This is a genomic window from Campylobacter sp. BCW_6468 (assembly GCF_001762865.1).
In the GTDB taxonomy this organism is placed as follows: Bacteria; Campylobacterota; Campylobacteria; order Campylobacterales; family Campylobacteraceae; genus Campylobacter_D; species Campylobacter_D jejuni.
In genome coordinates this window covers 1-11136 of record NZ_MJXQ01000041.1, presented here as the reverse complement: position 1 = coordinate 11136, position 11136 = coordinate 1, and the positions used below count along the sequence as shown (strand labels likewise).

The window sequence follows — 11136 nt, the reverse complement described above, 5'->3', positions numbered from 1 at the left end:
ACTTTTTTCATTTTTTAAATTCACTTTAGTTAATTTTTTAATCATTTAAGATAAAATACCAAAACAAAGGTTAACAATGAATGAAAAAGAAACTATCTCTTATATTATAAATACAAGTAAAAATATTGCCATATTTGCTTTAAGTCCAGATAAGACAAAAGCTTCTTATAGGGTAGCAGAATTTTTACAAAGAAAAAATTATAAAATTTTTCCTATTTATCCTAAAGAAGAGTTTATTTTAAATGAAAAAGTTTATAGAAATTTAGATCAAATAGAAGAAAAAATCGATACACTTATACTTTTTAGAAAAGGCGAAGTGGTACTAGAAATTCTTCCTAAGCTTGTTGAAAAAAATATTAAAAACCTATGGCTTCAACTTGGTATTAGTAATGAAACAGCCAAAGAAGAATGTAAAAAATTAGATATAAATTTTATACAAAATCGTTGCATTATGCTAGAATATCCGTATTTTAAAACAAAGGAAAAATAGTGTTAGAGCTTAATAAAATTTACAAAGCAAAACAACAAATTTCAGGGTTTGTAAACAAAACTCCTTTCATATACTCTTCTTTTTTAAGTGATATTTGTCAAAGTGAGATTTATCTTAAAAATGAAAATTTACAAATTACAGGTGCTTATAAAATTCGTGGAGCTTATAATAAAATAGCCAATCTTAGCGCTGAACAAAAACAACACGGAGTCATTGCGGCAAGTGCAGGAAACCATGCTCAAGGCGTGGCCATTAGTGCAAAAAAATTTGGCATTAAAGCAGTTATTGTAATGCCAGAATCCACTCCGCTCTTAAAAGTTTCTGCTACAAAAGCCTTAGGAGCAGAGGTGATACTCAAAGGGGACAATTTTGATGAAGCTTATGTCTTTGCAACCTCTTATGCTAAAGAAAATAATCTTAGTTTTATCCATCCTTTTGAAGATGAATTTGTAATGGCGGGACAAGGAACTTTGATGCTTGAAATGCTTGATGAAATAAGCGATCTTGATATGATTATCGCACCTGTTGGAGGTGGAGGACTTATAAGTGGTATCGCAAGTGCAGCTAAACAAATCAATCCAAACATTAAAATCATCGGAGTTGGAGCCAAAGGAGCTCCTGCAATGTATGAAAGTTTTCATGCCAAAAAAATCAAAAATGCAAAAAGCGTACGCACTATAGCCGATGGTATTGCTGTGCGTGATGCAAATCCTATTAATTTTAATATTATTTTAGAATGCGTAGATGATTTTATCCAAGTTGATGATGAAGAAATCGCTAATGCGGTATTGTTTTTACTTGAAAAACATAAAATCATAGTTGAAGGCGCAGGAGCTGCGAGTGTAGCCACCCTACTTCATCAAAAAATAAATACACAAAATCATAAAAAAATTGGCGTAGTTTTAAGCGGAGGCAATATCGATGCACAAATGCTAAATATCATCATAGAAAAAGGTTTATTTAAATCTTACAGAAAAATGCAAATTCATGTTACTTTAGTAGATAAACCTGGGGCATTATTACACCTTACAGACAGCTTAAAAATAGCCAATGCAAATATAGTAAAAATCGACTATGATAGATTTTCTACCAAGCTTGATTATGGCGATGCGATGATTTCAATTACCCTAGAAACCAAAGGTAAAGAACATCAAGAAGAAATAAGAAAAATTTTAACCCAAAAGGCTTTTAATTTCTATGAAAGTTTTTAATAACATATACGGCTTAAATAAAGCCCATTTGGCGGTGCTAAAAAGTGATTGTATTGCTTTTTAGCCTCAATCTGTTCTTTGAGTTCTTTTTCACTCATTTTTCCTTCTAAAACTTTTAAAACGCTTGCTACGCTTAATCTAATTTGCCCTCTTAAAAAACCATTAGCTTTAAAATGAAAAATGCTAAAATCTTTATAAGCATAAGCTCTAGCAATAAAAATTTCTCTTAAAGTCGTTTTATTATCCCCTCCACTTTTGCAAAAAAACTTTAAATCCTTTTTTCCTACAAAAAAACCCAAAAGCTCATTAGCTTTACCTAGGTCAAATTTAGGATAAAAATGTACATAAGAAGCCATAAAAGGACTATAAGAAGCGTGAGAAAATATATAGCGGTATTCTCTACTTTTTACATCAAATCTTACTTCAAAATCATCTTTTACTTTTTCAATTTTTTTGATATGGATAAAAGGATGGGAAAATTTATTAAGTTGTTTTTGAAGATATTCTAAATTTGTAAAATAATCTCCACACTCCACACTAGCTACAGCATAGCTTGCATGTACTCCTTTATCTGTACGAGAAGCCATCAAAAGAGGTGAAAAAATACCCAAATGCGATAAGGCCCCACTTAAAGCATCTTGAACACCTTTTTTATGAGGCTGAGTAGCAGAACCTAAAAAAGCAGAGCCATCATAAGAAAATATAATTTTTATTTTCATCAATATCGACTCAAAATCATTTTCTTAAAACAATAAGCCGAAACAAATAAACTTAAAGAAAAAATTCCAAGACAAGCCAAAATTGGAGGTTGAGAAAAAGAACTTAAAAGTCCAAAATATATAGCAATCACTCCAAACATACCTAAATACACATAGCCTTTTTCATAACGATAAGTAACCAAACCAAAACAAAGCGCAAAAAGCGTACTAGCAAGTGGAAACAAGGCTATAGTTGTATAAATCACAAATTCTCTTGCTCTTTGTGGATTTTCGTTTAAATCATTCCAGTATTCATAAAATTTCTTTGTTTGAAGATTGTCTGTATTAAACTGAGTATTTACTACTAAAGTGTCAAATTCTCCACTAAAAATACTTTGACCTTGCTCAAAATTATACATTTTGCCTTGATTTAAGCTAAAAGCAAAGCTATCATCTTTTCTTTGCACATGCGCTTCTTTGGCTATGATAAGTTGTTCTTTATCATCTGCTTTATGTTTAGGGCGATACATAATTATGTTTTCATACTTATCACTATCTTGTTTTTCTATAAAAATCATCCAGTCTAAAAATTTTTGTCCAAATTCTCCTGTTTTGTAGTTAAATTTCACTTGAGTGCTTTTATAGTTTACAAAGTTATCCTGAAGTTCAAATACTATAGGTATCATTACCAAAGCCACAACAAGCATAAAAGCACTAATCAAGCTTGCAATTTTAAGGAAAAATTTTGCCAAAATCATTGGTGAAAATCCCAAAGTAAAAAGCACTATGCTTTCATTTTCCTTAGAAAGCCTAAACAAAGCCAAAGTTAAAGAAATAAAAAAAGATATAGGCAAGGTAAAAATTAAAATTCTAGGCAACATAAACCCATAAAGCTTTAAAAGATCCAAAAAACTAATCTCTATACTTGAAGTAAGTTTTGCAAGTTGAATAAAAAACACCATAGATACAATAGCAAAAAGTACGAAAAATATAGACAAATTCGTACTTAAAAATTGATTTAAAACATATCTTAAACTAAGCTTCATTAGAATAATCCTAAGTTTTTATAAAATAAAACTGCCACAAAAGCGATATTTAAAAAGGGTATCATAGCAAGTTCTTGCTCTTTTATTGCTTTAATTTTAAAAAAAATAAAAAAAGGCAAAGTCAAAATAGAAGCTATAAATAATACTAAAAATCCATACTCAAAACCTAAAATTCCACCTATACAAGACATAATAATAATATCAGCATCACCCAAATTTTCTAAAATTTCATCTTTTTTTCGGAAATTCATTAGAAAAAAAACCAAACTTTTTAATAAAAAAACAAATCCTCCAAAACTAAAAGCATTTAGTAAAAAACCTCCGCTAAACTCTTTAAAAATCAAAAAATGTAAAATTTCACTTTCCCTAAAGGCGTAAAAAAAAGCAAATAAAAAAGCGCTCCAAAGTAAAATTTGTGGTACGGCTTTGAGTTTAATATCAATTAAAGAAAGTAAGAAAAGATTAAATAAAAATAGAGATAAAAATAAAAAATCATAAAAATTTTGACTTAAAGAATAAACCAAAATAAGCAAAATTATGCCTAAAATTTCATTGATTAACAAAGAAATAGGCAAATGACATTTGCAAGTTTGACATTTTGCCTTTAAAAAAACATAAGAAAAAATAGGAATAATTTCATAGTATTTTAATTTTGTATCACAAGAAAAACAAAAAGATCGCGAGATAAAAAAGGGCTTTTTTTCAATTATCCTACTTGCCAAACTTGTGCAAAAAGAACCCAAACAAGCCCCTAGAATTATTATGAAAAATATCATTTTCCAAAAGTTCTTTCTCTATTTCTAAATTCTTTAATAATCCTTTTAAATTCTCTCTTGGTAAGAGATGGAAATAAAGTTTCACTAAAATAAATTTCAGCATATGAACACTGCCAAAGTAAGAAATTTGAAAGCCTTTTGGCATTTCCAACGCGAAGCATCAAATCCACATCTAAAGGTAAATCTAAATTTTGCGTTAAATTTTCTTCATTTAGCTCAAGTTTTTTTTCAATCACACGCTTAACAGCTCTTATAATTTCATCTCTTGCACCATAACTTATAGCCAAATTAACACAAAGTGCGTCACAATGCTTTGTTTTTTCTTCAACTAAGGTAATTTTTTCTCTTACTTTATCTTCCAAACGCGATAAATCACCTATAGCTCTTAAACGCACATTATTTTTTTCAAATTTTTCTAAAGCTTCATCTAAACAACGATCTAAAAGTTCAAAAATAAAATCAATTTCATCTTTAGGACGCTTCCAATTTTCCGTACTAAAAGCAAAAAGGCTTAAATTTGAAATATTTTCTTCCATGCAAACTTCCATCAATTTTTGCATAGTTTTAACTCCTTGGGAATATCCAAGTTTTGCCAAAAAACCCTTAGCCCTAGCCCAGCGCCTATTGCCATCCATAACAACAGCAAGGTGTTTTAATTCATTCATTTTTCATCCTTTAAAATCAAAAAGCCTTTTGAAAACAAACAAAGGTTCAATCTTGTTTTCTTGCGATACATTAAAATCTAAATGTTCGTTTAAAAATTTTTGCACCTTAGCAAAAGGTGTAAAAACACTAATGCCTTGCGAGTCTATTAAAATTTTTAAAGCTCCAAAAACACTAAAATATAAGTAAATTTCTAAATATTTTGCTCTTTTACGCATTTGAAACAAGCAAGATTTATTTTCAAAGATAAAAGGAATATGATAAATATTTTCAAAACTTGCAAAAAGCATTTCTTTTAATATCTGATAACGCTCTATATCTTTACAATCTAAAAGATTTTGTATGATGAATTTTTTATAAGAAATTTTATCCTCTAAAATAGCGATTATCAAAGCCAATCCCTCTTCAAAAGGTTTGAAATTAGGACGCTTTGAAAGATGTTTAAATTGTATAACTCCACCATTTTGCATATAAAGTTCAGCTAAATATTCAGCACCAATTTCAAGCTCTATCATGCTTTTGGTTTGAATCTTTTTATGATTTAATAAAAGCGTATAATGTCCATAACCTGATTTAGCTAAAACTTTCATTTGTATAGGTAAGGTAGAATTAATCATACTCATAATTTTTCACACCATTTTACTAATTCAAATGCCAATTTTTCTTTGCTTTGCAAAGTGCTTTTATTTTCATTGTTTAAAGTGATAAAATAAAGCTCATTTTGATCGCTTCCAAAATAATTTTTTTGATCAATGATATTAAGACAAACCATATCAAGTTGCTTATCTTTTAAAGATTTTTTCGCATTTTCTAAGGCATTTTGAGAATCAAATTCCATCTTAAAACCTATCTTTTTGCCTTGAAATTTGCAAGTTTTAAGCAAATCTTCATTTAAAGATAGATGCAAATTTAAACCCTGTAAATGCTCATTTTTTTTAATTTTCCCTTTTACACTTTGAGGGATAAAATCACTCACCGCAGCCGTCATAATCAAAAAGTCATGATTTAAATTTTTATCCAAAAGCTCCTTTAGATCCTTAGAACTTTCAAATTTGCAAAGCTCATAAGGCGTATCAAATTCCACAGAGCTTAAAAGTTTTACCCTAGCTCCTAAAAAATAAAAAGCATCAGCTATGGCCTTTGCCATTTTTCCACTTGAAAAATTACTCACACAACGCACATCATCGATCTTTTCTTTTGTGCCGCCACCTGTGATAACTACACTTTTATCGCACCAAAACTTTTCTTTTAAAAGTTCTCTTTTGGTGATATTAAAAATATTCTTAACTTCAGCTAAGGCTCCTACGCCTTCATCTTTACAAGCTAAAACTTTACAAATAGGCTCTATAATCAAAGCTTTATTTTCTTTAAGCATCTTTAAAGAATTTTGCGTGCTAAAATGATGAAACATATTTGTATTTGCCGCAGGAGCTATGATAAGAGATTTATTTGCTGCGATTAAGGTTTGGATAAAAAGATTATCCGCTATACCAAAAGCAAGTTTATTGATAGAATTAACACTTGCAGGGGCAAACAAAACAAGGTCTACATCCTTGCTAAAAGCTATGTGATTGTTTGAATTTTTCCAACTTTCATTTTCCTCACATAAAACTTCATCAACCAAGGCTTCAAAACTCATTTTGCTAGCAAATTTTAACAAACCATTAGAAAGCAAAACTTTTACCCTAAAGCCTTCTTTTTTAAACAAAGAAATAAGCTCATAAGATTTATAAAAAGCTATACTACCGCTAATGGCTAAAAGTATGGTTTTCATTTTTGAAATTTCTTATAATAATAATCTTTTATCATTTTATGTCCTGCTCTATTGATAAACAAAGCACCCTTTTCTACATTGACACTTACTGTGCTTCCTGCTGCTATGATCACTTCATCTTCGATTTTTACAGGTGCGATAAATTGCGTATCAGAACCTACAAAAACATTTTTTCCTATGATGGTTTTATGCTTTTTTACCCCATCATAATTACAAGTGATAGTCCCACAGCCTATATTGGTTCCACTATCTATCTCACAATCTCCTAAATAGCTCAAATGCCCTGCTTTTACGGTATTTAACTTTGCATTTTTGCATTCTACAAAATTTCCTATATGAGTGTTTTTTAACTCACAATTTGGACGCAAATGTGCCAAAGGCCCTACATCGCTATTTTCTACGATGGAATTTTCTATCACGCTTGAACTTTTAATGATAGAGTTTATAATCTTACTTTTGCCCTCTATCCTTACATTTTCATATACTTCACATTCACCTACAAATTCAACATCTGCACCTATAAAAGTGCTTTGCGGTAAATGAAAAATCACACCCTGTTGCATCCAGTATTTTTTAATTTTTTTTTGCATGAAATTTTCAGCTATACTGAGTTCAAATTTATCATTAATCCCCATAAATTCATCTTCATCTACAAAAACTGCTTTAATCATCACATCTTTTTCTTTTGCTAGTTTTACAATGTCGGTTAAATAATACTCTTTTGCCGCATTATTGTTATCAATCAAAGGTAAAAGCTCTTTTAAAAGCCTCGAGTCAATCACATAAACCCCAGCATTGCAAGTATTTATCTCTTTTTCTTGCGTATTTGCATCTTTAAATTCAACAATTTTTTCAACGCTATCGTTTTTTATCACCACCCTACCATAACTTTTAGGATCTCTTGCTTTAAAAACTGCTAGATTTAATTTTGCATTATTACCCAACAAAGCTTCCAAACTTGTTTGCTCAACCAAAGGCATATCACCACAAAGAATCAACACTCTTTCATTTTTAGGCTCAAACCCACTTAAAGCTCCCGCAGTTCCTGGATAATTTTGCAAATCTTGCTCTAAAATTTGTGTTTTTGGAAAATATTCTAAAATTTCTTTTTCAACGCGTTCTTTTTGATGCGATAAAACTACACTTACATCATCACTTAAAGCAAAAGCCTTTTTTAAAATGTGTAAAATCATACTTTTTTGACAAAGCTCTTGCAAAACCTTTGGCTTTTGTGATTTTATTCTAGTGCCTAATCCTGCCGCTAAAATCAAAATAGAAGTTTTCATTTTTTACCTTTGTTATCAAGAAGTCTAAAAGACTATTTTAGCAGTTTAAAGTTAAAATCCTAATACCCTTAAACTAGTTTTTAGTCATCAAAAGATAAAATTTAAATTTCTTTAATAAAAAACAAAAAAAGGTTTTTAAATTTTGAAAAAAATATTATTATTTTTACTTTTAAGCATGAGCTTATTTGCTGCTGAAGCAACTATCCCTACAGTAAATTTAAGCTTAAGTGCACCCAATACACCTAATCAGCTTGTTACTACTTTAAATATAGTGATTGTTTTAACCATACTTGCGCTCGCTCCAAGTATAGTTTTTGTTATGACTTCTTTCTTGCGTCTTATTGTAGTATTTTCATTTTTACGACAAGCTATGGGGACGCAAAGTATGCCACCTAACACTATTTTGGTAACCTTGGCTTTAATTTTAACTTTTTTTATCATGGAACCTGTAGCTACAAAATCCTATAATGAAGGTATAAAACCTTATTTAGCAGAAAAAATAGGCTATGAAGAGGCTTTTATAAAAGGAGCAAAGCCTTTTAAAGATTTTATGCTTAAAAATACTCGCGAAAAAGATTTAGCCCTTTTTTATCGCATACGCAATCTACCTAATCCCAAAACCATAGATGATATTCCCCTTACGGTTTTAGTTCCTGCTTTTATGATTTCAGAGCTTAAAACCGCTTTTGAAATAGGGTTTTTAATCTACCTGCCCTTTTTAGTCATAGATATGGTTGTAAGCTCAGTTTTAATGGCTATGGGTATGATGATGCTACCTCCTACTATGATCTCTTTACCTTTTAAACTCTTAATTTTTGTATTAGTGGATGGATGGAATTTGCTAGTGCAAAGGCTTGTGGAAAGCTTTGTAACCTAAGAAGGAAAATCCTTCTTAGAAAAAGAATTCTAAATTATTCTTTTTAAAAGTATCTTTAACATCTTTAAGATATTTCTCTCCTAAAGAATCAAAAAGCCCATCTTTTTTGCTTTCTGCAATAAATTCATCAAGCTCTTTTTTAAGTTCTGCATTGCCTTTTTGTACTGCTATACCCCAAAACTCAGGATTTTCTTGAAAAGGCGCTAAAATGGCTCTGGTTGTATCTTGATGCTTTTGCCAAGTCCGATAAATCGTAAGTTGATCATAAAAAAATCCATCAGCCTTGCCTTGAATCACTTCCAAAATAGCAGCATTTTCTTTATCAAATAAATTAATAGTTGCATTTTTTAAATTTTTAACCGCATATAAATGCCCTGTAGAACCACGCTTTAAAGCCAAAACTTTGCCCTTTTTATCTAAATCTTTGATATTTGTAATATCAGAGTTCAAAGGAGTTAAAATAGCCAAATTTGCCTTAGCATAAGGAATGCTAAAATCCACCACTTTCTTTCTCTCATCGGTAATTGTCATAGAGGACATAATAAGATCTATCTTGGCTGTTTTTAAAGCAGGTATTAAACCATCCCAAGCGATATTTTTTACTACAAGTTTATAGCCGTTTTTCTTTGCAAAAGCTTCTAAAAAATCCACGCTAATTCCACTTGCTTTGCCTGTTTTATCGCTCATTTCAAAAGGCGGATATCCAAGCTCCATTCCTACAACCAAATCTTTTGCACTCAAATTTAAAGCAAAAAAAGAGATAAAAATCAAAATAATTTTTTTCATAATTTCCTTTCAAATTTTTTTGTAAAAAAATTATACTAATTTTATCTTATTTTGTTATTAGCAATTTGTTTCAAACTTAAAAAATTAAAACTTCTAAACCCTAGTTTGTCCTATAAGATTATTAAGTCTATCCATTATAGAATTAACATAAGAGTCTATACTTTGGTTACTTGCTTTCCAACCATTAGCTTTTACTTGATTAAATTCTCTATCAAACCAAGCTCCACCATAACCTATGCTTGTATTTTGCCAAGCAACTCCTTTTTCCATTGCATATATATCTGCATCAAGCCAGCCATCTTGTGCATAACCTTTTAACAAACTTGCAAAATCAACTTTGCCTGTCATAATGTCATTTAAAGCAATGCTATCACCATTAAAACTTTCTTTAGCCATAGCCCTATTGTAAGCTTCTACTTTTGGATTAAGTGTGGTTTTTGGACTCTCAACAGGTTGTCCGCTACCATATGATTTTAAAAAACTCATAAATAAAGCTTCTTTAGAATAGCTTCCATCTTCATTTTGTGGATAAACTGACATATTAGGATTAAAAGTATCTATTGCAGTGTCTTTATCTAAATTTTGAGTTTGCATACTTTGCGGAGTGAAATTTAATGGTTGTAAGCCTATATTAATATGTCCAAACATTCCTAATTGTTCTGCTTCATTATATTGCTCTTGTGTATTATAATAGTTTGTTATTGTTAGCTTGTCATAATTTTTCGGCATAATACCTATAGTTTTATCAGATGATAATTCACTAATTCCCTTAGGCATAGAATTTATATCTGCTTCAGTGAAACTTGTTCTATTGGTATCATTAAAAACATAATTAATAATTTGATTAAATTGATTATAATATTGTTTTATGGTTTCAGCCATATCTATGTTTGTATAATATTTATCTATACCTAAATATTTTTTTATATCTGAAGTATAAGAGTTATTTTCAGCTTTCCTCTCTATCTCATCCAAAGTAGATTTATGTATCTTAAAATCTTCAGGAAGTCCCGCAGCTTTGTTAAAATCACTTCCCATATAACCATCTTTATCTACACTATAACCATAGGCTGTATTGGTAGAAGTGCTTATATCTGCTTGTTTATATTTTAGAGTATAAATAGAGTTTTTAAATTCACTAGATATATTATAATTAGGGGAAGCTGTTTGAGTGGTATTATTAATGCTAAGATTAGTGCTATTGCTAGTATTTGTTGTATTAGTAGAATTTGAATTATTGCTTAATGCATTGTTGTTACTTAATATTTCACTTCTTGCTAGAGTTTGTGAATTTTTACTTTCTATATCACTTAACTTGCTGGCATTTTGTTTTAAAAAAGCATTAGCAAAACTTATTTTAGAATTTTCTTTACTTTCTTTATTAGCTTTACTTTGTGAAAGTATAGAATTATAATTTGAGTTATCATTGATGCTAAAGATACTCATATTAATTCCTTGATTTAGATTTTTTTGCCTTCAATCTAAATATATTAAAATAATATAAGCAAGATCTGTTCCGTTTTGGGGTG

The 11136-nt window shown here is 29.9% G+C and carries 12 protein-coding genes; 3 read left to right on the top strand and 9 right to left on the bottom strand.

Features of this window, described 5'->3' with window-relative positions:
• Positions 1 to 76: 76 nt before the first annotated feature.
• Both AJ889_RS07225 and ilvA read left to right on the top strand, forming a co-directional pair.
• Positions 77 to 490, top strand: coding sequence for a CoA-binding protein (locus AJ889_RS07225; RefSeq protein ID WP_070293342.1), 414 nt, complete (start codon positions 77 to 79; stop codon positions 488 to 490).
• Entirely contained in the window at positions 490 to 1701 is a 1212-nt protein-coding gene (gene ilvA / locus AJ889_RS07220; RefSeq protein WP_002866959.1) for a threonine ammonia-lyase, read from the top strand. The genes AJ889_RS07225 and ilvA overlap by 1 nt, the downstream gene beginning before the upstream one ends.
• Here the strand turns inward: ilvA and truA are convergent.
• From truA to glmU, 7 genes are read right to left on the bottom strand one after another with little or no spacing between them, the layout of a single operon-like run.
• A complete protein-coding gene (gene truA, locus AJ889_RS07215) occupies positions 1698 to 2423 on the bottom strand; it encodes a tRNA pseudouridine(38-40) synthase TruA (protein ID WP_002852636.1) in 726 nt (241 codons plus the stop codon). The two genes, ilvA and truA, sit on opposite strands and share 4 nt — an antisense overlap.
• Positions 2420 to 3445 (bottom strand): LptF/LptG family permease, encoded by a 1026-nt coding sequence (locus AJ889_RS07210; RefSeq protein WP_002856798.1) that lies wholly within the window; start codon positions 3443 to 3445, stop codon positions 2420 to 2422. Before AJ889_RS07210 ends, truA begins: the two co-directional genes overlap by 4 nt.
• Positions 3445 to 4221 carry an A24 family peptidase gene (locus tag AJ889_RS07205; protein WP_070293336.1) on the bottom strand — a complete coding sequence of 259 codons (777 nt, stop codon included), beginning with the start codon at positions 4219 to 4221 and terminating at the stop codon, positions 3445 to 3447. The genes AJ889_RS07210 and AJ889_RS07205 overlap by 1 nt, the downstream gene beginning before the upstream one ends.
• Entirely contained in the window at positions 4218 to 4886 is a 669-nt protein-coding gene (gene uppS, locus AJ889_RS07200; RefSeq protein WP_032584971.1) for a polyprenyl diphosphate synthase, read from the bottom strand. The genes AJ889_RS07205 and uppS overlap by 4 nt, the downstream gene beginning before the upstream one ends.
• Positions 4887 to 4889: 3 nt before the next feature.
• Positions 4890 to 5507 (bottom strand): hypothetical protein, encoded by a 618-nt coding sequence (locus AJ889_RS07195; RefSeq protein ID WP_002877171.1) that lies wholly within the window; start codon positions 5505 to 5507, stop codon positions 4890 to 4892.
• On the bottom strand, positions 5504 to 6658 hold the full coding sequence (coaBC, locus tag AJ889_RS07190; protein ID WP_070293334.1) for a bifunctional phosphopantothenoylcysteine decarboxylase/phosphopantothenate--cysteine ligase CoaBC: 1155 nt from the start codon (positions 6656 to 6658) through the stop codon (positions 5504 to 5506). Before coaBC ends, AJ889_RS07195 begins: the two co-directional genes overlap by 4 nt.
• Positions 6655 to 7944 carry a bifunctional UDP-N-acetylglucosamine diphosphorylase/glucosamine-1-phosphate N-acetyltransferase GlmU gene (gene glmU / locus AJ889_RS07185; RefSeq protein ID WP_002856902.1) on the bottom strand — a complete coding sequence of 430 codons (1290 nt, stop codon included), beginning with the start codon at positions 7942 to 7944 and terminating at the stop codon, positions 6655 to 6657. Before glmU ends, coaBC begins: the two co-directional genes overlap by 4 nt.
• Positions 7945 to 8086: 142 nt before the next feature.
• Between glmU and fliP the strand changes: the two genes are divergently transcribed.
• On the top strand, positions 8087 to 8821 hold the full coding sequence (fliP, locus tag AJ889_RS07180; RefSeq protein ID WP_002934596.1) for a flagellar type III secretion system pore protein FliP: 735 nt from the start codon (positions 8087 to 8089) through the stop codon (positions 8819 to 8821).
• Between the two features lie 15 nt (positions 8822 to 8836).
• On the opposite strand, the gene AJ889_RS07175 is transcribed toward fliP, so the two are convergent.
• Positions 8837 to 9607 carry a transporter substrate-binding domain-containing protein gene (locus AJ889_RS07175; RefSeq protein WP_002859503.1) on the bottom strand — a complete coding sequence of 257 codons (771 nt, stop codon included), beginning with the start codon at positions 9605 to 9607 and terminating at the stop codon, positions 8837 to 8839.
• A gap of 93 nt (positions 9608 to 9700) precedes the next feature.
• The gene (locus tag AJ889_RS07170; protein WP_070293201.1) at positions 9701 to 11053 is read right to left on the bottom strand and encodes a Cj0814 family flagellar-dependent secreted protein; all 1353 of its coding nucleotides are present in this window, start codon (positions 11051 to 11053) and stop codon (positions 9701 to 9703) included.
• Positions 11054 to 11136 lie beyond the last annotated feature (83 nt).

Excerpts from the sequence above, each read along its gene's own strand:
- AJ889_RS07225 (WP_070293342.1), top strand. The coding sequence starts at position 77 with ATGAATGAAAAAGAAACTATCTCTTATATTATAAATACAAGTAAAAAT.
- AJ889_RS07210 (WP_002856798.1), bottom strand. The coding sequence starts at position 3,445 with ATGAAGCTTAGTTTAAGATATGTTTTAAATCAATTTTTAAGTACGAAT.
- AJ889_RS07205 (WP_070293336.1), bottom strand. The coding sequence starts at position 4,221 with ATGATATTTTTCATAATAATTCTAGGGGCTTGTTTGGGTTCTTTTTGC.
- uppS (WP_032584971.1), bottom strand. The coding sequence starts at position 4,886 with ATGAATGAATTAAAACACCTTGCTGTTGTTATGGATGGCAATAGGCGC.
- AJ889_RS07195 (WP_002877171.1), bottom strand. The coding sequence starts at position 5,507 with ATGAGTATGATTAATTCTACCTTACCTATACAAATGAAAGTTTTAGCT.
- coaBC (WP_070293334.1), bottom strand. The coding sequence starts at position 6,658 with ATGAAAACCATACTTTTAGCCATTAGCGGTAGTATAGCTTTTTATAAA.
- glmU (WP_002856902.1), bottom strand. The coding sequence starts at position 7,944 with ATGAAAACTTCTATTTTGATTTTAGCGGCAGGATTAGGCACTAGAATA.
- AJ889_RS07175 (WP_002859503.1), bottom strand. The coding sequence starts at position 9,607 with ATGAAAAAAATTATTTTGATTTTTATCTCTTTTTTTGCTTTAAATTTG.
- AJ889_RS07170 (WP_070293201.1), bottom strand. The coding sequence starts at position 11,053 with ATGAGTATCTTTAGCATCAATGATAACTCAAATTATAATTCTATACTT.